Annotated in this window: 27 protein-coding genes; 18 read left to right on the forward strand and 9 right to left on the reverse strand. The window is 65.6% G+C overall.

Annotation, left to right across the window (positions count from 1 at the left end):
• Nucleotide 1: 1 nt before the first annotated feature.
• Nucleotides 2–364 (reverse strand): EthD domain-containing protein, encoded by a 363-nt coding sequence (locus QYC26_RS14775; protein ID WP_317512983.1) that lies wholly within the window; start codon nt 362–364, stop codon nt 2–4.
• Between the two features lie 251 nt (nt 365–615).
• Between QYC26_RS14775 and QYC26_RS14780 the strand changes: the two genes are divergently transcribed.
• The 4 genes from QYC26_RS14780 to QYC26_RS14795 all read left to right on the forward strand — a co-directional run bounded on the left by QYC26_RS14780 (nt 616) and on the right by QYC26_RS14795 (nt 3,491).
• Nucleotides 616–1,725, forward strand: coding sequence for a M48 family metallopeptidase (locus QYC26_RS14780; RefSeq protein ID WP_317512984.1), 1,110 nt, complete (start codon nt 616–618; stop codon nt 1,723–1,725).
• 2 nt (nt 1,726–1,727) lie between these two features.
• The gene (gene msrA / locus QYC26_RS14785) at nt 1,728–2,276 is read left to right on the forward strand and encodes a peptide-methionine (S)-S-oxide reductase MsrA (RefSeq protein WP_317515081.1); all 549 of its coding nucleotides are present in this window, start codon (nt 1,728–1,730) and stop codon (nt 2,274–2,276) included.
• Between the two features lie 65 nt (nt 2,277–2,341).
• Complete coding sequence (gene galU / locus QYC26_RS14790; RefSeq protein ID WP_317512985.1) at nt 2,342–3,211, forward strand: UTP--glucose-1-phosphate uridylyltransferase GalU; 870 nt, start codon at nt 2,342–2,344, stop codon at nt 3,209–3,211.
• Between the two features lie 22 nt (nt 3,212–3,233).
• A complete protein-coding gene (locus QYC26_RS14795) occupies nt 3,234–3,491 on the forward strand; it encodes a hypothetical protein (RefSeq protein ID WP_317512986.1) in 258 nt (85 codons plus the stop codon).
• 63 nt (nt 3,492–3,554) lie between these two features.
• Here the strand turns inward: QYC26_RS14795 and aqpZ are convergent, their stop codons facing one another.
• Together aqpZ and QYC26_RS14805 are read right to left on the reverse strand one after the other, a co-directional pair.
• The gene (gene aqpZ, locus QYC26_RS14800) at nt 3,555–4,256 is read right to left on the reverse strand and encodes an aquaporin Z (RefSeq protein ID WP_317512987.1); all 702 of its coding nucleotides are present in this window, start codon (nt 4,254–4,256) and stop codon (nt 3,555–3,557) included.
• A 101-nt stretch (nt 4,257–4,357) separates the two neighbouring features.
• A complete protein-coding gene (locus tag QYC26_RS14805) occupies nt 4,358–5,311 on the reverse strand; it encodes an L-threonylcarbamoyladenylate synthase (protein ID WP_317512988.1) in 954 nt (317 codons plus the stop codon).
• Between the two features lie 47 nt (nt 5,312–5,358).
• Here QYC26_RS14805 and QYC26_RS14810 point away from each other — a divergent pair, with 47 nt between their 5' ends.
• On the forward strand, nt 5,359–7,083 hold the full coding sequence (locus QYC26_RS14810) for an acyl-CoA dehydrogenase (protein WP_317512989.1): 1,725 nt from the start codon (nt 5,359–5,361) through the stop codon (nt 7,081–7,083).
• A gap of 74 nt (nt 7,084–7,157) precedes the next feature.
• On the opposite strand, the gene QYC26_RS14815 is transcribed toward QYC26_RS14810, so the two are convergent.
• Both QYC26_RS14815 and QYC26_RS14820 read right to left on the reverse strand, forming a co-directional pair.
• Nucleotides 7,158–7,514 (reverse strand): GntR family transcriptional regulator, encoded by a 357-nt coding sequence (locus QYC26_RS14815; RefSeq protein ID WP_317512990.1) that lies wholly within the window; start codon nt 7,512–7,514, stop codon nt 7,158–7,160.
• Nucleotides 7,515–7,594: 80 nt separating this feature from the next.
• Nucleotides 7,595–8,803, reverse strand: a complete 1,209-nt coding sequence (locus QYC26_RS14820; RefSeq protein WP_317512991.1) for an MFS transporter — start codon at nt 8,801–8,803, stop codon at nt 7,595–7,597.
• Nucleotides 8,804–9,006: 203 nt separating this feature from the next.
• Between QYC26_RS14820 and QYC26_RS14825 the strand changes: the two genes are divergently transcribed.
• On the forward strand, nt 9,007–11,097 hold the full coding sequence (locus QYC26_RS14825) for a radical SAM/SPASM domain-containing protein (RefSeq protein ID WP_317512992.1): 2,091 nt from the start codon (nt 9,007–9,009) through the stop codon (nt 11,095–11,097).
• 18 nt (nt 11,098–11,115) lie between these two features.
• Here the strand turns inward: QYC26_RS14825 and QYC26_RS14830 are convergent, their stop codons facing one another.
• Complete coding sequence (locus QYC26_RS14830; protein WP_317512993.1) at nt 11,116–11,694, reverse strand: nitroreductase; 579 nt, start codon at nt 11,692–11,694, stop codon at nt 11,116–11,118.
• A 139-nt stretch (nt 11,695–11,833) separates the two neighbouring features.
• Between QYC26_RS14830 and QYC26_RS14835 the strand changes: the two genes are divergently transcribed.
• The 5 genes from QYC26_RS14835 (at nt 11,834) to QYC26_RS14855 (ending at nt 17,200) form a co-directional block, all read left to right on the forward strand.
• A complete protein-coding gene (locus QYC26_RS14835; protein ID WP_317512994.1) occupies nt 11,834–13,414 on the forward strand; it encodes a peptide MFS transporter in 1,581 nt (526 codons plus the stop codon).
• Nucleotides 13,411–14,799 (forward strand): amidohydrolase, encoded by a 1,389-nt coding sequence (locus QYC26_RS14840; RefSeq protein WP_317512995.1) that lies wholly within the window; start codon nt 13,411–13,413, stop codon nt 14,797–14,799. Before QYC26_RS14835 ends, QYC26_RS14840 begins: the two co-directional genes overlap by 4 nt.
• Nucleotides 14,796–16,106, forward strand: a complete 1,311-nt coding sequence (locus QYC26_RS14845; protein ID WP_317512996.1) for an amidohydrolase family protein — start codon at nt 14,796–14,798, stop codon at nt 16,104–16,106. Before QYC26_RS14840 ends, QYC26_RS14845 begins: the two co-directional genes overlap by 4 nt.
• A gap of 104 nt (nt 16,107–16,210) precedes the next feature.
• Nucleotides 16,211–16,519 carry a hypothetical protein gene (locus tag QYC26_RS14850; protein WP_317512997.1) on the forward strand — a complete coding sequence of 103 codons (309 nt, stop codon included), beginning with the start codon at nt 16,211–16,213 and terminating at the stop codon, nt 16,517–16,519.
• Between the two features lie 48 nt (nt 16,520–16,567).
• Complete coding sequence (locus QYC26_RS14855) at nt 16,568–17,200, forward strand: DUF2238 domain-containing protein (protein ID WP_317512998.1); 633 nt, start codon at nt 16,568–16,570, stop codon at nt 17,198–17,200.
• Nucleotides 17,201–17,239: 39 nt separating this feature from the next.
• Here QYC26_RS14855 and QYC26_RS14860 read toward each other — a convergent pair whose 3' ends face one another.
• Entirely contained in the window at nt 17,240–18,232 is a 993-nt protein-coding gene (locus tag QYC26_RS14860; RefSeq protein WP_317512999.1) for an aldo/keto reductase, read from the reverse strand.
• Between the two features lie 115 nt (nt 18,233–18,347).
• On the opposite strand from QYC26_RS14860, the gene glmM reads away from it, so the two are divergent.
• The 6 genes from glmM (at nt 18,348) to QYC26_RS14890 (ending at nt 24,428) form a co-directional block, all read left to right on the forward strand.
• Nucleotides 18,348–19,685: a phosphoglucosamine mutase gene (gene glmM, locus QYC26_RS14865; protein ID WP_317513000.1), complete on the forward strand. Its 1,338-nt coding sequence runs from the start codon at nt 18,348–18,350 to the stop codon at nt 19,683–19,685.
• 22 nt (nt 19,686–19,707) lie between these two features.
• Nucleotides 19,708–20,853, forward strand: a complete 1,146-nt coding sequence (gene thiD, locus QYC26_RS14870; RefSeq protein ID WP_317513001.1) for a bifunctional hydroxymethylpyrimidine kinase/phosphomethylpyrimidine kinase — start codon at nt 19,708–19,710, stop codon at nt 20,851–20,853.
• Nucleotides 20,846–21,439 carry a ribonuclease HII gene (locus QYC26_RS14875; RefSeq protein WP_317513002.1) on the forward strand — a complete coding sequence of 198 codons (594 nt, stop codon included), beginning with the start codon at nt 20,846–20,848 and terminating at the stop codon, nt 21,437–21,439. Before thiD ends, QYC26_RS14875 begins: the two co-directional genes overlap by 8 nt.
• A 217-nt stretch (nt 21,440–21,656) precedes the next feature.
• On the forward strand, nt 21,657–22,784 hold the full coding sequence (locus QYC26_RS14880) for a site-specific DNA-methyltransferase (RefSeq protein WP_317513003.1): 1,128 nt from the start codon (nt 21,657–21,659) through the stop codon (nt 22,782–22,784).
• A 46-nt stretch (nt 22,785–22,830) separates the two neighbouring features.
• On the forward strand, nt 22,831–23,910 hold the full coding sequence (gene folP, locus QYC26_RS14885; protein WP_317515082.1) for a dihydropteroate synthase: 1,080 nt from the start codon (nt 22,831–22,833) through the stop codon (nt 23,908–23,910).
• Nucleotides 23,911–23,963: 53 nt separating this feature from the next.
• Nucleotides 23,964–24,428 (forward strand): hypothetical protein, encoded by a 465-nt coding sequence (locus QYC26_RS14890; RefSeq protein WP_317513004.1) that lies wholly within the window; start codon nt 23,964–23,966, stop codon nt 24,426–24,428.
• On the opposite strand, the gene bla is transcribed toward QYC26_RS14890, so the two are convergent.
• Both bla and QYC26_RS14900 read right to left on the reverse strand, forming a co-directional pair.
• The gene (bla, locus tag QYC26_RS14895; protein ID WP_317513005.1) at nt 24,418–25,326 is read right to left on the reverse strand and encodes a class A beta-lactamase; all 909 of its coding nucleotides are present in this window, start codon (nt 25,324–25,326) and stop codon (nt 24,418–24,420) included. The genes QYC26_RS14890 and bla overlap by 11 nt on opposite strands.
• A gap of 72 nt (nt 25,327–25,398) precedes the next feature.
• Entirely contained in the window at nt 25,399–25,944 is a 546-nt protein-coding gene (locus tag QYC26_RS14900; RefSeq protein ID WP_317513006.1) for a hypothetical protein, read from the reverse strand.
• A gap of 170 nt (nt 25,945–26,114) precedes the next feature.
• On the opposite strand from QYC26_RS14900, the gene QYC26_RS14905 reads away from it, so the two are divergent.
• Complete coding sequence (locus tag QYC26_RS14905; RefSeq protein WP_317513007.1) at nt 26,115–26,240, forward strand: aa3-type cytochrome c oxidase subunit IV; 126 nt, start codon at nt 26,115–26,117, stop codon at nt 26,238–26,240.
• The last annotated feature ends 5 nt before the right edge of the window (nt 26,241–26,245 follow it).

Below are 26,245 nucleotides of genomic sequence, written 5' to 3' on the forward strand. Positions count from 1 at the left end.
TTCAGGCGCCGATCGGCGATTTGGTTTCGTCGACCACGAACATCCGCGTTTTCGAGCGATCGAACACATTTTCCTCGTCATCGGCGATCGCCTGCGCGACTTCGGGCCGGGTCCACACGGCAACGGCGGCGTCATAGGCGGCGCGGTCTTCGAACCAGATTTCGGTCACGCTGTCGAAATTGATTTCGGTGCCGTCGGCGGCTGGGAACGCGCCGTCCCAATCGACGAAATTGCGGTGATAGGCCTTGAGCCCCGGGGTCAGGCTGACGATCAGCGGTGCATGATTATTTTCATAATAATCAATGAATTCCTGCCGGCTCAGACCGTCCTTGCGCTTCAGAAGCGCGATCGATTTGAAGGTCATCTTTTCTCTCCAGTTTGTCTGGCCGATTGAGGCCCGTTCGCACCGGCTCAAACATGAAAGCGGGGCCCGGGCAAGCCCGATTTCCGGCGAATTGCGATGCTTGCTGTCTGTTTGCGACGATCCGGGTTCTTGCTCTCTGTCAGAACGAGAGGAAAGGTGCAGGATCGGCAGATATGCTCCGACAATGCTTCAGAGCGTCGCATTCGAAACGCGGAACCTTATTTCCCCCTAGCGCGTATCTGTGCTGTCTTATGCACCACCTATCTGCCATGGTGGCGGAAATTCCCCGCCTGGAAGTTGATCCCACCGTGTTCGAAAAGAAATCCGCTCGTCGTCGTTCCGTCTGTCTGCTTGTGGCGGCGGCGCTGATCGGCGGGGCGGGGGCTTCTGGGCCGGTGGCGGCGGCCGATCCCGAGGTACGCCGATCGCTGGAGGCGCTCAGCCATCTCGATGCGATGACCGCGCAGGTGGGATACCGGATCGTGACCGCCAACGCCGCGCTGTGCGAACGCCAGATGCCTGCGAGCGGGATGCTCCTTCACGGGATCGAGCAATATGGCGCCGAGTTTCGCGCGACGGCGGCCGAGATGTTTTCGCTGGGCGAGGCGCCGGGCGTAGCGCTGGTGCTGGGCGGATCGCCCGCGGCCAAGGCGGGGGTGCAGCCCGGCGATGCGCTGATCGCGATCAATGGCGAGGCGATGCCAGGGGCGGGGGCCGAGGGCGGCAAGGGCGCAACGCGCGGCGATTTCGACCGGATGGCGGTGGTGTTCGACCAAGTGGAAGCCGCGCTGAAAAAGGGGCCGGTGACGCTGTCGCTGATGCGCAAGGGCGAACCGGTGGAGGTGCGCTTTAGCGGTGCGCCGGCGTGTGAATCGCGCTTTCAGGTGCTGCCCGACACCGCGCTCAATGCGGCCGCCGATGGCCGCTATGTCCAGATCAGCACCGCCTTCATCCCCTATTTCAAGAATGAGGACGAGTTCGCCGCGATCCTGGCGCATGAAGTGGCGCACAATATTTTGCGCCACCGCGACCGGCTGGACGAACAGAAGGTGCCGTCGGGGATATTGCGCAAGTTCGGCAAGAACGCCGCGCGCATCCGCGCGACCGAGATCGAGGCCGATGTTTTCAGCCTCAAGCTGCTCGCCAATGCCGGATACCGGCTGGAGGCCGCGCCCGAATTCTGGCGCCGCTTTGGCCCCGAGCATGGCTATGGCATTTTTTCGGATGCTACCCATTTGCGCTGGAAGAAACGGGTACAGTTGCTGGAAACCGAGATCGCCGAACTGCGCGCGCAGAAGGCAGCGGCGGGAAGTGGTGCTGGCGCTGGTGCGGGCGGGGCGGCCCCAGAGAAAGGACAATGAAGATGGCGGAAGAACTGGCAACGCTGGCAGGCGGCTGTTTCTGGTGCGTCGAGGCGGTGTTCGACGATGTGATCGGCGTGGGCGACGTCGAAAGCGGCTATATTGGCGGGCATGTCGACAACCCGAGCTACAAGCAGGTGTGCGGCGGCGATACGGGCCATGCCGAGGCGGTGCGCATCCGTTTTGATCCCGCGGTCATCAGCTATGACGATGTTCTCGACATCTTCTTTCACATCCATGATCCGACGCAACTGAACCGGCAGGGCAATGACGTGGGCCCGCAATATCGGTCGGCGGTGTTCCCGCATTCGGCCGAACAGGAAGAGGCGGCGCGCGCGGCGATTGCGCGGGTGGGGGCCGAATTGCCCCAGCCGGTGGTAACGACGATCGAGCCGTTGGCGACCTGGTATCCGGCCGAGGATTATCACCAGGAATATTTCGAGCGCGAGGGGAGCCGTAATCCCTATTGCATGGCGGTGGTGGCCCCCAAGCTCCAGAAGTTCCGAAAGAGCTATGCAGCCCGTTTGAAGAACGCTTCGGCGGTAGGCTGATCGGAAGAATTGACTTGGATGCGGCGCTGCACAATGCAGGAGCCGAAACTGAAAAGAGGCTTGTAATGCAGCGTGTTCGCAAGGCAGTTTTTCCCGTTGGCGGTCTGGGCACCCGGTTCCTTCCGGCGACCAAGGCGATGCCGAAGGAGATGCTTCCGGTCGTTGATCGTCCCCTGATCCAATATGCGGTCGACGAAGCCCGCGAGGCCGGGATCGAGCAGATGATCTTCGTTACCGGGCGCGGCAAATCGGCGATCGAGGACCATTTCGACATCGCCTATGAATTGCAGGCGACGATGCTGTCGCGGGGGAAATCGATCGAGATCCTCGAGCCGACGCTGCTGAAGCCGGGCGCCTTTGCCTATGTGCGCCAGCAGGAGCCGATGGGGCTGGGCCATGCGGTGTGGTGCGCGCGCGACATTGTGGGCGACGAACCCTTTGCCGTGCTGCTGGCGGACGACCTCATGGTCGGCCAGCCGGGTTGTCTGAAGCAGATGATCGAGGCCTATGAGCAGGTGGGCGGAAACGTGATCTGCGCGCAGGAAGTGCCCGAGGAACAGGCGCACCAGTACGGCATCATCACGCCGGGCACGCGCGACGGCAAGCTGACCGAGGTGAAGGGGCTGGTCGAAAAGCCCAAGCCCGGCACCGCGCCGTCGAACCTGAGCGTTATCGGCCGTTATATCCTTCAGCCCGAAGTGATGCGCGTGCTGGAAAAGCAGGAAAAGGGCGCGGGCGGCGAGATCCAGCTGACCGACGCGATGGCGACGATGATCGGCAGCCAGCCTTTCCATGGCCTGACCTTTGATGGCCGCCGTTTCGACTGCGGCGATAAGGCCGGCTATATTCAGGCGAACATGGCGCTGGCGCTGGAACGCCCGGACATCGCCCCGGCGGTGAAGGCGTTTGGCGACAAGCTGTTCTGCCAGAGCTGATCGGCATTTGGGGAGGATTGGTATGAAAAAAGCGCTTTTGATCCTCCTTTTGCCCGCAATGCTGGGCGGGTGCCTGGCCAAGGCGGCGGTCGATGTCGTCACGCTGCCGGTGCGCGCGGTGGGCGCGGGCGTGGACGCGGTGACGACGAGCCAGTCCGAAGCCGATGAAAAGCGTGGCCGTGAACTGCGCAAGCAGGAAGAGCGCGAGGGTCGCGAAGCGCGCAAGCGCGAAAAGGAAGCCCGCAAGGCGGCCGAACGCGGCGAGCCCTATCCTTATTGAACGCGAAACGGGCGCCCCCTTGGGAGCGCCCGTTCTTCCTTCCGCCTGCGTGCGGAAACGCTGTTATGTTTTCTGTCCCGCCACCGCGCGGTAGACGATGCCGCCAAGCGCACCGCCCATGAGCGGCGCCACCCAGAAGAGCCAGAGCTGGCTGAGCGCCCAACCGCCGACGACGAGCGCGGGGCCCGTGCTGCGCGCCGGATTGACCGAGGTGTTCGTCACCGGAATGCTGATGAGGTGGATGAGCGTGAGCGCAAGCCCGATGGCGAGCGGCGCGAAACCGGCGGGCGCGCGGCCATCGGTTGCCCCCATGATGATCATCACGAAGAAGAAGGTGAGCAATATCTCGATCATCAGCCCGGCAGCCATCGTGTATTTGCCGGGCGAATGATCGCCAAAGCCGTTGGCGGCGAGGCCGTTGACGGCAAGGTCGTACGTCTCGGTGCCGCTGGCGATGGTGTAGAGCGCGAACGCCGCCGCGATCCCGCCGATCACCTGCGCGATCAGATAGGCGGGGACGTCACCGCCCGAAAAGCGCCCGCCGGCCCACAGGCCCACGGTGACCGCCGGGTTGAAATGGCCGCCTGAAATATGGCCGACCGCATAGGCCATGGTGACGACCGTGAGGCCAAAGGCCAGCGCGACGCCGGCAAAGCCGATACCGAGTTCAGGAAAGGCGGCAGCCAGAACCGCGCTGCCGCACCCGCCAAATACAAGCCAGAATGTTCCGAAGAATTCCGCGATACCGCGTTGAGCTATCGTCATGTCTCGCTCCCCCTTGATGGGACGCCCCCTTGAGGACGGGGGCGGGGCGAGACTGAACCAAAGTTCCGTCTGCGTAAAGAAGCGGTTATGCGCGCGCCATTTCAGGCGGCGGCGCGGGCGAGCCGGTCGTTGATCGCGGCGCCCAGCCCCTGATGCGGGATCGGGGCGATCGCGATCCCCGCGCGCCCGCTGGCATCGGCCTGATGGAGCAGATCGAACAGCCGGGCCGCGGCCTCCGCCAGATCGCCACTGGGGGAGAGGTTGGCATCGCCGTCGACCGCGCCGAAGCCGATCAGCCATTCGCCGGGTTCGGCGCGGTTCGCATTGAGCCGGACGGGGTGCGCGGGAGCGTAATGGCTGGTGAGTTGCCCGGGTGCCTCGATCTTGTCCCCCGTGGCGGCGGCGACGGGCAGGCCGGTGGCGGCCTCGATCGCCTCGGCGGTGACTGGGCCGGGGCGGAGCAGGCGGATCACGCCGTCGCCGGGGGCGACGATGGTCGATTCAATTCCCTGCATCGTCGCGCCGGAATCGAGGATGAGCGGGATGCGGCCATCGAGGCTGGCCTTGACATGTTCGGCGCGCGTGGGGCTGATCCGCCCGCTGGCATTGGCCGAAGGCGCGGCAAGCGGGCGGCCCGAGGCGCGGAGCAGGCCCTGCATCGCGGGATGGGCGGGGCAGCGGATCGCGATCGTATCGAGCCCGGCGGTGACCAGTGAGGCCGCCTTGCAACCCGGCGTGCGCGGCAGGACGAGCGTGAGCGGACCCGGCCAGAAGGTGGCGGCCAACGCCTCTGCCACGGCATCGAACCGCGCGAGCGCGCGCGCGGCATCGAGATCGGGAATGTGGACGATCAACGGGTTGAAACTGGGGCGCCCCTTGGCCGCATAAATGGCGGCGACCGCCTCGGGATTCGTGGCGTCGGCCGCGAGTCCGTAGACCGTTTCGGTGGCGACAGCGACCGGGAAGCCAGCGCGAATAAGCTCCGAGGCATCGGCAATCGCACCGTTTCCGTAAGTGCGGACAACTGTTTCGCAAGGCGGGTTTGAGCCGGTCATATGACGGCGCTATAGCGCAGCCACCCCACAAGCAAGGATCAACTAAAATGAGTTATGTTGCCCCGGTTGCAGAACAGCGCTTTGTCCTCGACCATGTCGTCGGGATCGGCGAGCTTGCCGCGACGGAGAAATATGCCGCGGCCTCGCCCGACATGGTCGATGCGATCCTCGAAGGCGCAGGCCAGTTCGCCGCCGGCCAATATGCCCCGCTGAACCGTCTGGGCGATGAAGTCGGCGCGCAGTGGAAAGACGGCGACGTCATCATGCCCGAAGGTTTCAAGGCGGCGTACAAGGCGTTCGTCGAAGGCGGCTGGGGCACGATCAATGGCCCCGAGGCCTTTGGCGGCCAGGGCCTGCCTTTCTCGCTTGCCAGCGTCATCCTCGAAGACCTTGGCACCGCCAATATGGGCTTTTCGCTTTGTAACATGCTGACGCCCGGCGCGATCGAGGCGCTTATCGCTTATGGCAGCGACGAGCAGAAGGCGGCCTATCTGCCCAAGCTGATCACCGGCGAATGGACCGGCACGATGAACCTGACCGAGCCGCAGGCCGGTTCGGACGTGGGCGCGCTGCGCAGCACCGCGACGCCGGTGGGCGACGGCAGCTTCAAGATCAAGGGCACCAAGATCTTCATCACCTTTGGCGAGCACGACCTGGCGGACAATATCGTCCACCTCGTCCTTGCCCGCACCCCCGGCGCGCCCGCCGGCACGCGCGGCATTTCGCTGTTCCTTGTCCCCAAGTTCCGCCTCAATGCAGACGGCACGCCGGGCGCGCGCAACGACGTGCGCTGCGTGTCGATCGAGCACAAGCTGGGCATCCATGCATCGCCCACCTGCGTGCTGAGCTTTGGCGACAATGACGATTGCATCGGCCATCTGATCGGCGCTGAGTTCGGCGGCATCGCGGCGATGTTCGTGATGATGAACAATGCCCGCCTCAATGTCGGCCTGCAGGGGGTGCAGATCGGCGAACGCGCGACGCAGCAGGCAGTGGCCTATGCCGGCGAGCGTATCCAGTCGGCGCGCGCGGGTGGCCCCTCGCGCGATCCGGTGGCGATCATCAACCACCCCGATGTGCGCCGCATGCTGCTGCGCATGAAGGCGCTGACCCAGGGCGCGCGCGCGCTGATCTATTATGCCGCAGGCCAGGTGGACCGCGCGCATATGGGCGATACGGCTGCGAAGAACCGCCTCGACCTGCTGACCCCGCTGGCCAAGACCTATGGCACCGATGTCGGCTGCGAGGTCGCCTCGCTCGGCGTGCAGGTGCATGGCGGCATGGGCTTTATCGAGGAAACAGGTGCTGCGCAGCATTACCGCGATATCCGCATCGCGCCGATCTATGAGGGCACCAACGGCATCCAGGCCGCCGACCTTGTCGGCCGCAAGCTGAGCCTTGAGGGCGGCGCGGTGTTCGCCAGCCTGATCGCCGACATGCGTGCCGAGGCAGCGGCGCCGCAGTTGCGCGCGTTGATCGACAGCGTCGAAGCGGTGGCCGCCGATCTGGCCGCGCGCAGCGTCGATGACCGTCTGGCCGGAAGCTATCCGTTCCTGACGATGCTGTCGGTTGCGGTTGCGGGCTGGCTGATGGAACGCCAGGGCCGCGCGGCAGCTGCCGTGGCGGACGGTTCGCCCTTCATCGCGATGAAGCAGGCCGCCGTGCGTTACTATATCGACCAGCTCGTGCCTGAGGCCGAAGGCCTGCGTGCATCGGCGCTGGCCGGTGCCGAGCCGCTTTATGCGGTGTCGGACGAAGCCTTCGCCGCCTGATACAGGTGAAGGACAGGCTCCCCCTGCCCAAGGGCGGGGGGAGTTGCCTGTTGGATTTTAGCGAGGAACCGCGATCAGGCGGTTTCGGTTTCGAAAAGCTCTGCCGGGGCGATGCCCAGCCGCTCGATATGGCGGCGGATCTGGGGCCAGTGATCGTTGAGGAACTGCGCGCGCGCATCGATGCGGAGCCGTTCGACCGCGCCCGCGGCCACGAACATGCCGACGCCGCGCCGCACCGTGACATAGCCGTTTTCCTGAAGGCTTTGATACGCCTTGGCGACGGTGAGCGGATTGGCGCCATGCTCGCCCGCAAAGGCGCGCACGGAGGGAAGCTGATCGCCCTCGCCATATTCCCCATCGAGAATCAGGGCCGAGAGCTTGTTCCGAAGCCGCAGATAAATCGGGCTTTCTTCACCGCCAATCGCTGTCATATATCCCTAATACACGATCCGCCCAAAGATGCCAACCGCCTGAGCGGTTGGCGACATAATCGCTCCACAATGATTTACATTCAGGCGCAGGCAAGGCCCGCGCGGCGGCGCTGAAATCCGGCATCCCAGGCGGTGATGCCGAGGAGGAGGAGGCCGCCCAGCGCGAGCAGGCTGCCGACGATTCCGGTCGACGTCCAGCCATAGCCAGCAGCGATCGCCATGCCGCCCAGCCAGGGGCCGAGCGCGTTGGCGACGTTGAACGCGCTGTGGTGGAGCGCGGCGGCGAGCGTCTGCGCATCGCCCGCGACATCCATCAGCCGGGTCTGGAGCACGACGCCGAGCCCCGCACCCAACCCTATGAGGAAGATGTTGACCGTGAACGCCGCCGGGTGCGGCGCGGTGAACGGATAGAGCGCGAGCGAACCGGCGCTGATGACGAGCATGGCGGCGGCGGTGGGCATGAGCGCGCGGTCTGCCGCCCAAGCGGCGCCGAGCGTCCCCAGCGTCATCCCGATGCCGAAGACGGCGAGGATGACGGGTAGCCAGGCACCCGAAATTCCGGTGACGTCGAGCAGCGTGTTCGCGACATAGGTATAGACCGCGAACAGCCCGGCAAAGCCGATCGCGCCGGTGGCGAGCGTCAGCCAGACCTGCCTTTTGCCGAGCGCACCCAGTTCACGTAAGGGGCTGGCGTCTTCGGGCGCCGTGTCTGCGGGGGCGAAGCGGCGGACGAGCAGCGCGGTGACGAGTGCCAGCACCGCGACGATGCCGAAGCCCGCGCGCCAGTGGATCGCCTGCCCCAGCCAGTTGGCGACGGGGACGCCGATGACAGTGGCGATGGTGAGCCCCGCCATGACGCGCGCCACTGCTTGTGTGCGCTTTTCTGGGGGCACGAGGCTGGCGGCGACCAGTGCTGCGACGCCGAAATAGGCGCCGTGCGGCAGGCCGCTTAGAAAGCGAAAGGCGAGCATCCAGTGATAGCTGGGGGCAAAGGCGCTGAGCGCATTGGCGACCGCGAACATCAGCATCAGCCCGATGAGCAGGCTGCGGCGCGACAGCCGCGCGGCGAGCACCGCGATGATCGGCGCACCCACGACGACGCCGAGCGCATAGGCGCTGATGACATGGCCCGCAGTGGGCGCATCGATGCCGAGCGACGGCGCGAAATAGGGAACGAGGCTCATCGCCGCGAATTCGGTCGTCCCGATCGCGAACCCGCCCATGGCGAGCGCGAAGAGGATGAGGCCGGGATGGATGGCGTGGGCGGGCTGGTTCTGGCTGGGAGGCATTGGCCCCGCCTAGCCATGGCGGCGGCGCGGCTCAATCATGGCCAGATGATTTTTGCGGCAGGGCGCTTTCGCGCGCTGCAAGCGGCAGATCAATTCGACCGCCCGAGACATTCCGAAAGGCGCGCTTGCTATAATGATCCACAGATGAGGAGGCGGCCCGACGGCTGGATATGCGCGCTTCCGAAAGACAGTGGAGTTATGCGTTGGCCTTCGAAAACAGTTCTGCCGTGGCCGAGCGTTCGGCAAATGGTGCGGAGATGATCCAGATTGCCGAGCTTCGCATGAAGCAGGAGGGGGTGTCGGCGATCGGCGCGGCCATGGACATGGTGCGCGATATGGAACTGGAAGATGCCGATATTCTTGTTCCGTTGCTGGCGCTTGTCGTCAACAGTCTGACGCAGGCCTTTGAAGAAGATCCATTTTCAGCCGTTGCCTATGGCGGGCTTGAGGCCATTCCGGGCGGGTTGGCGGCGACCATGTTCGACCTGACGGTGCAGGCCGCCTTTGGTGATGGCGGCCATGATGTGGGTGCGCTGCGGCAATCTGCGGTGCTGAGCCTTGCGGGCCTGTTGTCTGCAGCCGACGCGCATGAACAGGCGGCGACCCTGCTGGCGCAGGCGCGGGAAGGCGACCCGACCCCCGCGCTGGCCAAGGCGGCGTGGGTTGCGCGGTGCCGCTGGGCCGGGTGCACGACCGATGCGACGGCGTTCCTGCCCGAAGCGGTTTTCGGATATGACACGCCCGAGGCGGTGCAGACCCGGATCAACACCGAGCCCTTGCACCTTGATGGCCACCGCGCGCGGATGCGGATTGCGCTGGCCGCAGCGGATTTCGAAGCGGCGCTGGCGGCGATCGCGACCGCGCTGGCCCTGCCGATGGGCGATAGCGACAAGGCGCCGCTTGTGGACGATCTGGCGACGCTGGCCGGCGTGGTGGGCGCAGCGGGTGCATCTGCGATGCTGGGCGCCGATCGGGTGCGCTGGGCGCTGGCGGTTGCGCCCGCCGTGACCCGGGCCGCCGCCTCGGCGCTGGAACACCGGTTTCGCAGTGGCGCGCTGCCCTTTCTGGACGAGGCGGAAGCGCTGGATGCGGCAGCCGCGCTGCGCACCGCCATTCCGGAGCAGGGGCGTACGATCTCGGCATTTCCGATGCGTGACGGCAAGCCGCATGTCGATATCGTGTGGCTGGAGATCACCAATCACTGCAACCAGAAATGCACTTTCTGCCCGGACATGTTCCGCGAGGATGCCCGGACCTGGCTTCCGCTGGAGCAGGTGAAACAGCTGATCGACCAGCTGGCCGATACGATCAGCGTCGGATCGATGCAGCTCAATGCCTATGGCGAACCGTTGCTGCACCCCAATATCGACGAAATTCTGGCATATATCCGGGAACGCCAGCTGCCCTGGCCGACCTTTTTCACGACCCATGGGATGACGCTGGTCGACAAGAAGCTGAAGCAGCTTTCGGGCAACTATCCGGCGGGAATTGCGATCTCGCTGCACAATGACAGCCAGGAATCCTATGACAAGACCCGCAGCTACAAGATCGGCGACTATGACACGCTGGTGAGCCGGGTGGCGGCGCTGATGCGCCAGATGGCGTTCGAGCGCGCGCCGACCCATTTGCGGCTGTATCAGATGATATCCAACGCCTATGCCGATGCACGCGTGGACCCGATGACCCGGAGCGCGTTTCCCGACAGCGTTGAACGGATGCGCGCGCATGTGCGCAAATGGGAGGCGATTGCCGAACAGATCGCAGCAGACGCGCCGGCTGGCACTTTGGCCCGCGCGCAACGCAATAGCGACGAGCGAATCCATGCGGCGTTCACCGATTCATACAAGGGAGACAGTCTGCAACTGCCGCTGCTGAGCTGGCTCGATCAGGCCGGCCATCGCCAGACCGCGTTCATGTCCGCCCGCCCGGTCAACACCTATGCCAATCTGCTGCTTGAATATGATCCGCGCTGGTCGGTGGAGCGCAGGCTGGTGAGCAACCGGACATGCGGGTTCACCAACAAGCCGTCGCTTGCGATCTATGCGACCGGCAAGCTTGGCATTTGCTGCATCGATCTGCACAGCACGGCGACGTTCGGCGCGCTATCCGATTTCGACACGTTGCACGATGCGCTGACGAGCCCGCAGGCGCTTCGGATGTTCGCGCAGTTGGCCAATGGCGTTACGACAAGCCCCGGATGCCAGATCTGCCTCGGCGACACCGCGCCGCATTGCGCGAGCGGGAAGCCGAGCCTGCCGACACGCCCCGAAGGGCATTTCAGGCCCGGTATCTGATCGCGGACGACCAGCCGGTCAGCCGCGCCAGTGGGAGACGATCTCTTCCATTTCGGGGCGGGGGCGTTCTTCGAGCGGCTTGCCGGGGGTGCCGATATAGATGAAGCCCGCGACGCGTTCGTCTGCGCTGCCAAAGGCGTTGCGGACATCGGCGTTGAAGGCGGGCCAGCCGGTGATCCAGCCGGCGGCAAAGCCCATGGCGTGCGCGGCGTGGAGGAGGTTCATGCAGACCGCGCCGGCCGATAGTTCCTGTTCCCAGAGCGGGATCTTGCTCGACGCGCGCGGCGAGGAGAGCACGACGACGAGCGTCGGCGCGAAGCCCGCGAAATTTTCCATCGCCTCGATCTCGAGCCGGCCGGCCTCGGGCTTTTCCGCGCGGTAGGCGGCGACGAGCATGTCGGCGAGCGCCGGGCGGCTTTCGCGGTCGACGATCACGAAGCGCCAGGGCGCGAGCTTGCCATGATCGGGGGTGCGCGCCGCGATCTCGAGCATCTGCGCCAACTCGCCCGAATTCGGGCCGGGCGCGACCATTTCGCGGGGTTTGCCCGAACGGCGCGTGGCGAGGAGCGAAAGCGGAGACGTGAGATCGTTGAACATGGTATAACCCCTAACAGCACCGATGCTGCGCAACAATCTTCTTCACACGCGCAATTTCGACGCTAGTCTGCGCGCCAACAGCGCCGGGCCGACATTGCGGCCGGAGGCGTGCACAAATATCACGGGAGCATCACGCTCAATGGCTAGCACCTATCAGGGCCAGGCGGTGGAGGAGAAAACATTCCTCGGCCATCCGCGCGGCCTTTTCGTTCTGTTTTTCGCCGAGATGTGGGAGCGCTTTTCCTATTACGGGATGCGCGCCCTCCTGATCTTTTACCTTGTCCAGCACTGGATGTTTTCCGACGAGCAGGCGTCGGTCATCTACGGCGCCTATACCGCGCTCGTTTACATCACGCCGGTGATCGGCGGTTATCTGGCCGATCGCTATCTGGGGCAGCGCAAGGCGGTGCTGTTCGGCGCCGTGCTCTTGACCTTCGGCCATTTCCTGATGGCGTTCGAGGGTGACGGTGGCCAGGGGGCGGCCGAGATCAACATCTTCTGGCTGGCGCTGGCGTTCATCATCGTCGGGTCGGGCTTTTTGAAGGCCAATATCTCGGTGATCGTCGGCCAGCTTTATCCGCGCACCGATGCGCGCCGCGACCCGGCCTATACCATCTTCTATATGGGCATTAACCTGGGGGCCGCGCTCGGCTCGCTGATCGCGGGCTATCTGGGCCAGACCTATGGCTGGTCGTATGGCTTTGGCGCGGCGGGCGTGGGCATGCTGCTCGGCCTCATCGTCTTCGTCTGGGGTAAGCCGCTGTTGATGGGCAAGGGCGAATCCCCCGATCCGGCGCGGCTGGCCAAGCCCGTGGCGGGCATCAAGTTCGAATGGCTGCTCTACATCATCAGCTTCCTTTCGGTGGGCGTGATCTGGACGCTGATCCAGTATCAGGCGCTGGTCGGCGGGCTGCTGATGGTCGCCGGTGCGATCCTTGTCGGCTATGTGCTGTTCACCGCGGTCTTCAAGCTGCCCGCGCAGGACCGCGACCGCATTCTGGCGGCGATGTTCCTGATCATCGGCTCGATCCTGTTCTGGGCGCTGTTCGAACAGGCGGGCTCGTCGCTCAACCTCTATACCGACCGCCAGGTCGACCGCGTGATCTTTGGCTGGGACGTACCGTCGTCGATGTTCCAGTCGATCAACGCGATCTATATCGTGCTGCTCGGCCCGGTATTCGCGTCGCTCTGGCTGTTCCTTGCCAAGCGCGGGCTTGAACCCTCGACCCCGGCCAAGTTCGGGCTGGCGCTCGTTCAGCTGGGTCTGGGCTTCCTTGTCCTCGTCGCGGGCGCCGCCGCTGCGGGCTCGGGCAACCTGACCCCGGTGATCTTCATCTTCCTCATCTATCTGCTCCACACCATGGGCGAGCTTTGCCTGTCGCCGGTGGGTCTGTCGGCGATGAACCGGCTGGCGCCCGCGCACATGGCGAGCCTGATCATGGGCACCTGGTTCTTCGCATCGGCCACCGGCAACTTCGCCGCCGGCCTGATCGCGGCGGCAACCGGTGCGGAAGGGGCGGGCCCCGAGCGCGTGACCGAGGTCTATTCGACCGTTGGCTGGACCGCCGTTGTCGTCGGTGTCGCGGTGTTCGTCATTTCCCCGCTGATCAAGCGGCTGATGCACCTCGACACGCTGAAGGACAATGAACTGGCGGGTCAGACGGAACTGGCCGAAAACCAGGCCGCCGGCCTCAATCTGGCGCAGGAGGAGCGTTCGTGAAATTAGCGTCTGTGGTCGCTCTGGCAGCGGGCCTTTCGCTCGCTGCCTGTGCCCAGGGGGGGACAGAGCCCAAAACAGCCTCTTCGGAAAAGCCGCCCGCGGCCCCCGAAAACCCCTATCCATCCACCTATAAGCCCTATCCGGGTGTGGCGACCGCGATCCGCGGCGCCACCATCTTCGACGGCGAGGGTGGCCGGATCGAGAATGGCGTGGTCTTCATGTCGGGCGGCAAGATCACCGCGGTGGGCGGACCGGACACGCCGATCCCCGCCGATATCGCGGTGTTCGACGGCACCGGCAAATGGGTGACGCCGGGTATCATCGATATCCACAGCCATCTGGGCGATTATCCGTCGCCCGGCGTGCAGGCGCATTCGGACGGCAATGAGGCGACCTCGCCCGCGACCCCCGATGTCTGGGCGGAACACAGCGTGTGGCCGCAAGACCCCGGGTTCAGCCGCGCGCTGGCCAATGGCGGCGTGACCACGCTGCAGATCCTGCCGGGATCGGCCAATCTGTTCGGCGGCCGTTCGGTGACGCTGAAGAACGTGCCCGCGCGCACGATGCAGGGGATGAAATTCCCCGATGCGCCTTACGGCCTGAAGATGGCGTGCGGCGAGAACCCCAAACGCGTTTACGGCGGGCGCAACCAGAAGCCATCAACCCGAATGGGCAATGTGGCGGTGAACCGCCAGGTCTGGACGCGCGCGGCCGAATATAAGCGCAAGCGCGATGCCGGCAAGGATCAGGCGCGCGACCTGGGCATGGAAACGCTGGCCGATGTGCTGTCGGGCAAGGTGAAGGTACACAACCATTGCTACCGCGCCGACGAGATGGCCATCGTGATCGATATGGCCAAGGAATTCGGCTATAAGGTCGCGAGTTTCCAGCACGCGGTGGAAGGTTACAAGATCGCCGACCTGCTGCGCGAGAACGATATCTGCGCGGCGATGTGGTCCGACTGGTATGGCTTCAAGATGGAAAGCTATGACGCGGTGAACGAGAATATTCCGCTCGTCCACAATGCGGGGGCGTGCGCGATCGTCCATTCCGACGACCCCAACGGCATCCAGCGCCTGAACCAGGAAGCTGCCAAGGCGCTGGCCGATGGCCGCCGCATGGGCATCGACATTTCCGACGCGGTGGCGTGGACCTGGCTGAGCTACAACCCCGCCAAGTCGATGGGTATCGCCGACAGGACCGGCAGCCTGAAGGCCGGCAAGATGGCCGATGTGGTGCTGTGGAACGGCAATCCGTTCAGCGTTTACACCCGCCCCGAAAAAGTGTGGGTGGACGGTGCGTTGCTGTATGACGCGCAGGACCCCAAGCGCCGCCCGGTGAGCGATTTCGAGCTGGGCCAGCCCGGTGAAGGAGACGTCAAATGAAGCGCCTCCTGACCGGAACCGCGATGCTGATCGCATCGCTCGCCAGCCTGCCCGCGCACGCCGAAACCATCGCGATTACCGGTGGCACCGTGGCGCTGGGCGATGGCAGCGCGCCAATCGAGAACGGCACTGTGGTGCTGCGCGACGGCCGCATCGTGGCGGCGGGACGCGGCGTGGCCGTGCCCGCGGGCGCCGCGACTGTCGACGCCAGCGGCAAATGGGTGACGCCCGGCATCGTCGCCGGCTTTTCGCGCCTCGCCATCGTCGAGGTGGAGGGCGTGGCGCAGACCAACGATGCCTCCGCGCGCAACACGCTCTGGTCCGCCGCGCTCGACGTGGCGCCGGCGGTGAACCCGAGCGCGACGCCCATCGCGATCAACCGCACGGCGGGCGTGACGCGCGCCATCGTTTCGCCCGGTGTGGGCACGACGATGTTCGCGGGACAGGGCGCCGTCATCGATCTCGGCAACGACATGGATGCGCTGACCAAGCGGCAGGCGTTCCAGTTCGTCGAGTTCGGCGAGGCGGGCGCGCGTGCGGCGGGGGGCAGCCGCCCCGCGGCGTTCCTGCAGTTCCGCAGCTCGCTCCAGAATGCCGAGCGCTATGCGCGCAATCCGGCCGGTTATGACGGCAACAGCAAGGATGCGATCCTCTCTACCGCCGATGCCGCGGCCCTGGTGCCGGTGGTGAAGGGGCAGATGCCGCTTCTCGTCCATGTCGAACGCGGCGTCGATATCCTCAACGTGCTCGACCTGCGCCGCGAATTTCCGGCGCTGAAGCTGGTGCTGGTGGGCGCGAGCGAGGGCTGGACCGTGGCGCCGCAGATCGCGGCTTCGGGCGTTCCGGTGATCGCCTCGGCGCTCAACGACCTGCCCGGCAGCTTCGAGGCGCTGGCAGCCACCCAGTCGAACATCGGCCGGATGAAGGCGGCGGGGGTCAAGGTCTCGATCGGGATGATCAACGACAATGACGCCAACCAGGCGCGCCAGTCGCCGCAATATGCGGGTAATCTGGTGGCGTTGCAGAAGGTGCCCGGCGCGACGGGGCTGGATTGGGGCGCGGCCTTTGCGGCGATCACTTCCGGCCCGGCCGAGGCGATCGGGCTGGGCGGCGAGATCGGTTCGCTGAAGGCGGGCCGCCGCGCAGACGTGGTGTTGTGGGACGGCGATCCGCTCGAATTGGCCAGCGCGGCCGAGCGGGTGTGGATCGACGGGATCGAACAACCGCTCGACAACCGCCAGACCAAGCTGCGCGACCGGTACCGGACGGCGACCGACGGCGATCTGCCCAAGGCCTATGACCGCTAAGGCCGCCAATCAGGCATGAACCCGGTGGCTCCCCCGAAACCCGCATCAGCCGGTTTCGCGGGGAGCCATTTTTATTTGGGGGCAGGCGGCGGGGGAGGCCGGCGATGCTGCTGATCGCGCTGTTGCTGCAGGCGGGGCTGGACAGCGGTGCGTCGCCCGCGAGTTTCGATCTCGGGAAATTGCCGCCACGACGAAGCGGATGTGGCGCGGATGGCACGGGCGGCGAGATCGTCGTGTGCGCCAAGGCCGGGCAGGGCGACCGGCTGGAGCCGGTGGCCGAAATCGACGAAGGGCCGCCAAAGGCCGAGGCGGGGCTGTTCGGCAAGGTGCGCGGCGGGGTTGCGGCCGAGGGCGGGAATGTCGGCGGGTTCCAGAGCAACCGCGTGATGGTGAAGGTGAAGGTGCCGCTTTAGCATCGCGGGCGATTGACGGGAGACACCGCCTTCGGCCAAGCAGGTGAAATGACGGTGTATTTCAAGGCGTGGCGCGCATTGCCGCGCGGGCAGCGGTGGCTGCTGATCCTATTGGGACTGGCGGTGGCGATCGCCAATGTCGGGCAGCCCTATCCCGATGTCGCGCCGTTGCACCATGTGCCGACCGTGCTGCTTGTGCTGGCCGGGCCGCTTGTGCTTCGCCGCTGGCCGCTTTCGACCGGATCGCTGGGCGCGCTGGTTGCGTTCTTCCTGCTCCACACGCTGGCCGGACGATATACCTATTCCAACGTGCCTTATGACGCCTGGGCGATCGCGCTGACCGGGCATGACGTGACGGGCAGCTTTGGCCTCGAGCGCAACGGGTTCGACCGGCTGGTGCATCTGGCGTTCGGGCTGTTGTGGACGCTGCCCTTTGCCGAAATCATCCAGCGGCACGGCGGGCTGGGGCGGGCGGCGAGCCTGTGGATGGCGTTTCTGTTCGTCGGCGCGGGGAGCGCCGCCTATGAGGTGTTCGAATGGCTGCTGACCATGGTCGTCGCCCCCGGCATGGCGGAAAGCTATAACGGGCAACAGGGCGATATGTGGGATGCGCAAAAGGACATGGCGCTGGCGATGGGCGGATCGCTGGCCGCGTGCTTCTGGCCGCGCAAGCGCCGGTAGCGAGCCTACCGGCGCCTCATCGTCAGGGGCGTTTGCCGGTCAGAGGCGGACCATCGACAGCGCGTTTTGCTGGTAGCGCGGACCATGGGTGCCGCCGCGCGGGGCGGCTGCGTCGAGGCGGGCGAGATCGTCGGCGTCGAGCGTGACATCGGCGGCGGCCATGCTGTCTTCCAATGTCGCGCGGCGTTTGGAGCCGGGAATGGGGACGATATCGTTGCCCTGCGCGAGCAGCCAGGCGAGCGCGATCTGCGCCGGGCTGACGCCGTGGCGGCCCGCGATCGATTTGACGACGTCGACGACCGCGAAATTGGCGGCGAAATTTTCTTCGGAATAGCGCGGATCGCCGAGACGGTAATCGCCCTCGGGAATATCGGTGCGGCTGGCGAACTGGCCGGTGAGAAAACCGCGGCCGAGGGGGCTATAGGGGACGAAGCCGATGCCGAGTTCGCGGCAGGTGGGCAGGATTTCGGCCTCGATATCGCGTTCCCAGAGCGAATATTCGGACTGGAGCGCCGAGATCGGATGGATGGCAGCGGCGCGGCGGATGGTGGCGGGGGCGGCTTCGGACAGGCCGAGATGGCGGACCTTTCCTTCCTTCACCAGATCGGCCATCGCGCCGATCGTATCCTCGATCGGAACAGCGGGGTCGACGCGGTGCTGATAATAGAGATCGATCACGTCGATGTTCAGCCGCTTGAGCGAGGCTTCGCATGCGCGGCGGACATTTTCGGGGCGCGAATCCACGCCCGTCATCCGGCCATTTTCGATCCGGAAACCGAATTTTGTGGCGATTACCAGCCCGTCGCGGCGGCCCGCGATCGCCCGACCGACGAGTTCCTCATTGGCATGGGGGCCGTAGACTTCGGCGGTGTCGAAAAAGGTGACGCCGAGATCGATCGCGCGGTGGATGGTGGCGATCGATTCATCCTCGGTCGCGACGCCGTACATATGCGCGCCGACGCCCGCCATCGGCATGCAGCCGAGGCCGAGTGCGGATGTTTTCAGCCCATGGCCCAATTCGCGATAATGCATTGTTCGTCTCCCCAAATTCGTTCCGTCCCAAAAGGCTCGCCCCTCGCGATGCATCGCGCTATCAGATCGGCAAGCCTGCACAGTCGGGCGAGTAATAGCATGGGGCAATGACAGAATGGCGCGGAGATTTTTCGGAACCGACGGAATTCGTGGGCGGACCAACGCTTTTCCGATGACGGCCGAAATCGCGATGAAGGTGGGGATGGCCGCAGGTGCGCACTTCATGCGCGGCGACCACAAGCACCGCGTGGTGATCGGCAAGGATACGCGCGTTTCGGGCTATATGATGGAATCGGCGCTGGTGGCGGGGTTTACCAGCGTAGGGATGGACGTGGTGCTGCTCGGCCCGATGCCGACGCCCGCGGTGGCGATGCTGACCCATTCGATGCGCGCCGATCTGGGCGTGATGATTTCGGCCAGCCACAACCCGTTTCACGACAATGGCATCAAGCTGTTCGGCCCCGATGGGTACAAGCTGTCCGACGCCGACGAGGTGGAGATCGAGACGCGGATCGATGCCGAGGCGCAACTGGCGCCGTCCGAGCAGATCGGCCGGGCCCGCCGCGTCGAGGATGCGCGTGGACGCTATATCCACTTCGCCAAATCGACCTTTCCCAACGACCTGCGGCTCGACGGGCTGAAGGTGGTGATCGATTGCGCCAATGGCGCGGCCTATAATGTCGCCCCGGCGGCTTTGTGGGAACTGGGTGCCGAGGTGATTTCGATCGGGATTGAGCCCAACGGCCTAAACATCAACGACAAGTGCGGATCGACCGCGCCGCAGGCGTTGCAGGAAACCGTGGTGGCATCGGGCGCGCATATCGGCATCGCGCTGGACGGCGACGCCGACCGGCTGATCGTGGTCGATGAAAAGGGCCGGATCGTCGACGGTGATCAGCTGATGGCGCTGATCGGCACGACGATGGCCGAAGATGGCCGGCTGGTTGGCGGCGGGCTGGTGGCGACGGTGATGTCGAACCTGGGGCTTGAGCGCTATCTGGGCGGGCGTGGCCTGACGCTGGAACGCGCCAAGGTGGGCGACCGCTATGTGCTCGAGACGATGCGCGCCAAGGGCTATAACCTAGGTGGCGAGCAATCGGGGCATATCATCCTGAGCGATTATGCGACGACCGGCGACGGGCTCGTGGCGGCGCTACAGATCCTGGCCGCGCTGGTGCGCAGCGGCAAGCCGGCGAGCGAGCTGCTCCACCTGTTCGATCCCGTGCCGCAGCTGTTGAAGAATGTGCGTTTCAGCGGTGGCAAGCCGCTGGAGGACCAGAAGGTGATCAGCGTCATTGCCCAGTCCGAAGCCGAGTTGGCGGGCAAGGGACGGCTGGTGATCCGCCCTTCGGGCACCGAGCCGCTGATCCGCGTGATGGCCGAGGGCGACGATGCCGGGCAGGTGGAACAGCTGGTCGACCGGATCTGCGCCGCCGTGGCCGAGGCGACCTGATGCAGGAATGCCGGCACCACCCATGACGAAGACAGCACGCATATTGGTGATCGCCGGATCCGATTCCGGCGGCGGCGCGGGGATTCAGGCCGATATCAAGGCGATCACCATGCTGGGCGGCCATGCCATGACCGCAATCACCGCGATCACCGCGCAGAACACGCTGGGCGTGACGGGGGTGCATCCGATCCCGCGCGATATGGTGCTGGCGCAGATCGACGCGGTGGTGGGCGATATCGGCGTCGACGCGGTGAAGATCGGGATGATCGGATCGGCCGAGATTGCGCATGCCGTGGCCGACCGGCTGGAAGCGATGCCCGGCGTGGCGGTGGTGTTCGACCCCGTGATGATTGCGACGAGCGGTGCGGTTCTGGCCGATGCCGACACGATCGCGGCCTTTGGGCGGCTGATGCGCCGCGCGACGGTGACGACCCCCAATCTGCCCGAACTGGACGCGCTGGGCGGTGAGTCGGCGGTGACGGGCATGGGCGCGGTGCTGCTGGCCAAGGGCGGCCATGCCGAGGGGGCTGAGGTGATCGACCGGCTGATCGGCGCGGCCGGCGAGATTGCGCGCTGGCAGGACAAGCGGATCGAGACGCGCCACAGCCATGGCACGGGCTGCACGCTGGCGAGCGGGATTGCCTGTGGGCTGGGCCAGGGACTGGCGCTGGCCGACGCGATTGCGCGGGCGCGCGCCTTTGTGCGCGTGGCGCTGAAGGAAGCGCCGGGGCTGGGCGCGGGCCATGGGCCGATGGGGCATCAGGCGGTGCGCCTCGACACCCCGGGCGACGGCCCGATGCTCAATCAGGTGACGCTGGGCTGTGGCGATTACGCCGCGTCAGTGGCGTTTTACCGCATGCTGGGGCTGCGCCAGATCGTCGACAGCCCGCCGCGTTATGCGCGGTTCGAGACGGGGGGCGGGGCGACGCTGTCGATCCATGCGAGCGACGCGGGCGTGAGTGCGGCGACGCAGGTCTATTTCGAGCAGCGCGATCTGGACGCTGAGGTGGCGCGGCTGAAGGCGCTGGGTGCGGTGTTCCTCCACGATCCCATCGATCAGGACTGGCAGTGGCGCGAGGCGCGGCTGGCGGACCCGTTCGGCAATAGCATCTGCCTCTATCAGGCGGGTGAGATCCGCCGTTTTCCCGACTGGCGGATCGATGCCTGATTTCGCGCTGGAGGCCGCACTGGCGGGGCCAGTGGCGGGGGTGGATGAGGCCGGGCGCGGGCCGCTGGCGGGGCCGGTGGTGGCCGCGGCAGTGATCCTTGACCCCGCGCGCGTGCCCGAGGGGATCAACGATTCCAAGAAGCTGAGCGCCGCGCGCCGCGCCGCGCTGTGCGCCGAGATACAAGCGTGCGCCGTGTTCGGCGTCGGGATTGTCGCGGTCGAGGAGATCGACCGGATCAACATCTTGCAGGCGACGATGGTGGCGATGACCCGCGCGGTCGAGGCGCTGGGCGTGGCGGTGGGCCATGTGCTGGTGGACGGCAACCGCCTGCCCAAATGGGACTGGCAGGCAACCGCGGTGGTGGGCGGCGATGCGCGTTCGCTGTCGATTGCGGCGGCGTCGATCATCGCCAAGGAAACGCGCGACCGGATCATGATCGAGGCCGATGCGCTGCATCCCGGATATGGTTGGGCGAGCAACAAGGGATATGGATCGGCGGTGCACATGGAAGCGCTTCGCCGACTGGGGCCGACGCCGCTTCATCGCCGTTCCTTTGCCCCGGTTGCGCAGTTGAGCCTGCTCTGAAAAAATATTTTTGTGCCGGTGCGAAAGGGGTGAGTCTTTCGCGCCACACCACAAGGGGTTGAGTCTGCGATTCCCCGACTGACTCAATATGTCGTGTGGGACTCGTTTCGTTCCGCCCGGGAACAGAACGGAATCGCAGCGACTCGCCGGATTCCGGGCACTTGACGGGAAGACTCCGAGGACTCAGGGTCCGCGCTCAAACTACAGGGGCGTAAAAATGGGTGTTATGGAACGGGTCTCGACGCGGAAGAAGGCGGCTGCCGATGTGCGCGCCAAGCTGCCGCTCGATCAGATCCTGATGGACGATTGCGTGGCCGCGATGGCATCGCTGCCCGACAAGTCCGTCGACATGATCTTCGCCGACCCGCCCTATAACCTCCAACTGGGCGGCGACCTGTACCGCCCCGATGGCAGCCAGGTGGACGCCGTCGACGACGAGTGGGACAAGTTCGACACCTTTGCCACCTATGACAAGTTCACCAAGGCCTGGCTGAAGGAAGCGCGCCGCATCCTGAAGGACGATGGCACGATCTGGGTGATCGGCAGCTATCACAATATCTTCCGCGTGGGTGCTGCGATCCAGGATGAAGGCTATTGGATCCTGAACGACATCGTGTGGCGCAAGTCGAACCCGATGCCGAACTTCAAGGGTACGCGCTTCACCAACGCGCACGAGACGCTGATCTGGGCGTCGAAGAGCGAAAAGGCGCGCTACACCTTCAACTACCGCGCGATGAAGACGCTCAACGACGAGCTGCAGATGCGTTCGGACTGGACCATTCCGATCTGCAACGGTTCGGAACGCCTGAAGCGAAACGGCGTGAAGGCGCACCCGACGCAGAAGCCCGAGGCGCTGCTCTATCGCATCCTGCTCGCCTGCACCAAGCCGGGCGACGTCGTGCTCGACCCGTTCTTTGGCACCGGCACCACGGGCGCGGTGGCCCGCCGCCTGAAGCGCCGCTGGATCGGCATCGAACGCGAAGCCGATTATATCGAGGTGGCGAAGGAACGCATCGCCGCCGCGCTGCCGCTCGACGAATCCGCCGTCATCACGATGCAGTCCCCCAAGGCCGCGCCCAAGGTGCCGTTCGGCACGATCGTCGAGAACGGCATGCTGAAGCCCGGCACCGTGCTGATGGATGCCAAGCGCCGCTGGGAAGCGGTGGTGCGCGTCGACGGATCGCTGCAGGCGGGCGAGGCGACCGGATCGATCCACAAGGTGGGCGCCACGCTGCAGGGTGCGCCGTCGTGCAATGGCTGGACATTCTGGCATTTCGAGGAGAAGGGCGCGCTGAAGGCGATCGATACGCTGCGCCAGACCTATATCCTTGCGACGGAGCCGTGATTTGAAAACGATAGATGCCGGTGCGCAGATCTACCTGCGCCCGGTTATGCCGGTCGACAGCCCGGTCTGTTTCGATGGGCAGGTGGCCCGTCTGGCAAGCGGGCTGAACTGGTTTGGCGGCTATGAGCTGTTTGCCGTCCAGAACGGCCGCCGGACGGCGGCGTGGATGCTGCCCATCGACCGGTTCGACGAGGCATTGGAGCGGCTTTCGAGCGAACAGGCTGAGCGCGCGCAGTTGCTGCGCCAGCGGATCGAGGCACCGCGTGCACCGATACAGGCGGGCGAGCGCGTGCTGCGCTTCGACCAGCCCATCGTGACCAGCATATTGAACGTGACGCCCGACAGTTTTTCGGACGGCGGCAGCAATTATGGCGACCCGGCGGCGGCCGCAGCCACCGGCGTGGCGCAGGCCGAGGCGGGCGCGGGGCTGATCGACCTGGGCGGGGAATCGACGCGGCCGGGCTCGACCACCGTGTGGGAAGGCGACGAGATCGCGCGGATCGTGCCGGTGATCGAGAAACTGAAGCCCACGGGCGTCGCGATTTCGGTCGACACGCGCAAGGCCGCAGTGATGGAAGCCGCGCTGGCCGCGGGCGCGCATATCGTGAACGATGTCGCGGCGCTGCTCTATGACGAGCGCGCGCTTGAGGTGGTGGTGAAGGCGGGATGCCCCGTCATCCTGATGCATTCGCCCGATCCGAAGACCGGTGGGCACCGCGAGGAGCGCCATCTGGAGGTGCTGGCCGAGGTTTATGACTGGCTGGAGGCGCGCGTGGCGGCGGTGGAGGCCGCTGGCGTGGCGCGCGAGAATATCCTTGTCGATCCGGGTATCGGCTTTGGCAAGACGCTGCAGGACAATCTGCGCCTGATCAACGGGCTGACGCTGTTCCACGGGCTGGGCTGTGCGATGATGCTGGGCGTGAGCCGCAAGCGACTGATCGGCGCGCTTTCCAACGAGGCATCGGCCGATGAGCGGCTGGGCGGATCGGTGATGCTGGCGGTGAAGGGGGCCGAAATGGGCGCGCAGCTGCTGCGCGTGCACGACGTGGCGGAAACCGCGCAGGCGATCCGCGTGTGGCGGGGCCTGCGCGATACGGCGATGCTGCCCCCCGGGCTGGGAATCTGATCCGGAATGAAAGGGATGCGTGGATGATGGGGCATCGCGCCTTGCTTGCTGGCATGAGCCTTATGCTTTGCGTGCCAGCGGGGGCGGCGGATATGCCCGATTGGCCGATTGCCCGAGCGCAGGACATCATTCATGCGGTAAGCGAATGCAGCGCGACTTCGGGCGATGCGGAGCGCCTGGCGCAATGGGGCTGGGCAGTGGATGGTGCCGACCCCATTACGGGTGCGGGCATGACGCAGTTTCGTCGACCGGGCCTGAATGCGCGACTGGGATTGCCCGATTTGGCAGGCAGCCGGACGCGTTGCTGGGTGCTTGCGCAAACGCGCGACCATGAGGACGGCTTGATCGCGGCGCTCAGCGCGGCATGGGGCGCGCCGATGCACCGGGGTAGGCGTCAGGCGCTTTGGCGCCGCGATGGACAGGTGCTGGTGCTTGACTGGTTAGCCCAGAACAGCGCCCCCGTCGCTCTGCGGGTCGAAGTGGTGGCGGACAGCGGGGCGGGCAGCACTAACCCATGATGACCGCCGTCGCCGCGCGGGCGACAGCGGCGAGGACGGCATCGTCCTCGGGCCGGGGCGGATCATTGGCGGCGGCGGCCTCGAAATAGGCGGTGAGCATCCAGCGCGTGCCCGAGGGAGCGACGATCATCGCGACATCATTGTGCTTGGTGCCCAGATCGGGATAGGCGGCGGTGCCGGTCTTGTCGCCGACCGCCCAGTCGGTGGGCAGGCCGCCGCGCAAGCGACGCAGCCCGGTTTGCGTTTCGCGCATCCATTGCCAGAGCAGCGCGGTGCTGGCGGGGGACAGCCAGTTGCCCAGAAGGATCGCCTGCATCGTCTTTGCCATGGCGGCGGGCGTCGTCGTGTCACGCGCATCGCCGGGAAGGACGTGGTTGAGATCGGGTTCGGTGCGGTCGAGCCGCGTCAGATCGTCACCCAGCGCGCGCAGGCGCCGGGTATAGGCTGCCGGGCCGCCGAGCTGGCGCAGGATGAGGTTGGCGGCGACATTGTCGCTTTCCACCTGCGCGGCGCGCGCGAGCGCAGTGATCGGGGCGCGGCCTGTGGCGAGATAACGCGTGGAAACGGGGGCATAGGGCACCATGTCCGCCTCGCTGATCGGCAGTTGCAGATCGGCGGCGATCACCCCGTCATCGATATCCTTGAGCACCATCGCCGCGAGCGCGAGCTTGAAGGTGGAGCAGAGCGCAAAGCGCTCGGACGCGCGGTGGCCCATGGCTTCGCCGGTCGCGGTATTGCGCAGGCAGACGCCCAGCCGCCCGCCCGAGGCGCGTTCGAGCGCGGTGAGTTCGGCCTCGAAGCTCTGCGCGCCCGCAAGGCTGGATGCTCCGCGCGTGGCGCAGGCCGCGAGCGGGAGGAGGGCGATGCCGGTGATGATCTGCCGTCGTGTCGATTTCATGCGGTGGGTGGGCCTGCGAACGAGGAAGGGATTGTGCGTCTTAATGCCTGAAACAGGCGGAAGATCCGACCGTCAATTGCCGGGGGCAAGGCTGTGGAGCGTGGCGTCGGCGCTGGCCTCTGTGAGCGGGGAGATTTTGTCCTTTGCAATGCGTATTCGCGCGGTGGCGCCGCCATGGGGTGTCGCCAGAACGCGCGCGCGGATGATGTCCCCCGCAGCATTGCGCCCGACCAGACGGTAGTCGCCCGGATGGCTGGAGCTTGCAGTGACCGTTTCGACCGAACGGCGGAGCGCCGTGACCGCGCCGTCGAAGTCGGATGAATGACCAAGCGACAGTATCGCGCCCGTGGCGGGATCTCGGAAAGCAATGCCGGGGGCTTCGGGCGCCGCATTCCAGCCCGGTGGCAGCGCGATCGAGAAGCGGCCCTGCGGATCGGCATAGACCGCAAGTGGCTCGTCGGGCGCGGATTCGAGCCGTTCGGGGCCTACGGCCTCGGCAAAGGGGATGGCGGCGGCATTTTCTTCGATAGTCGTCGGGCGGCCGCAACCGGCTGGAAAGGCGGCAACTATTGCCCCCAGCACGACATATCCGGTAACAAGCCGTATTGGCGTACGCATGCGACACGCTGTGCCATGATGGACGGAGCGGGGTAAAGCAGGACTAGTCCGAACCGAGGATTTAATGTGGCCTCAACACCCCCAAAAACGGGTTGAGGCTAACCAAATTGCTGTTAAGCCACGTTCCAGTTTCGAAAACTTAGTCGTAAACCTGTGAGGGGAACAACAAAATGGCCGATACGGGCGATTTCAAGATGCACGACGACACCTATCAGGGTTTCATTTCCCTGATGAAGTGGGGTGGGCTGGCCACGATCGTGGTGACCGCTCTCGTCATCGTTCTGATCGCGAACTGATAGCG

Origin of the sequence: Sphingomonas sp. C3-2, assembly GCF_033025475.1 — a bacterium.
Lineage (GTDB): Bacteria > Pseudomonadota > Alphaproteobacteria > Sphingomonadales > Sphingomonadaceae > Sphingobium_A.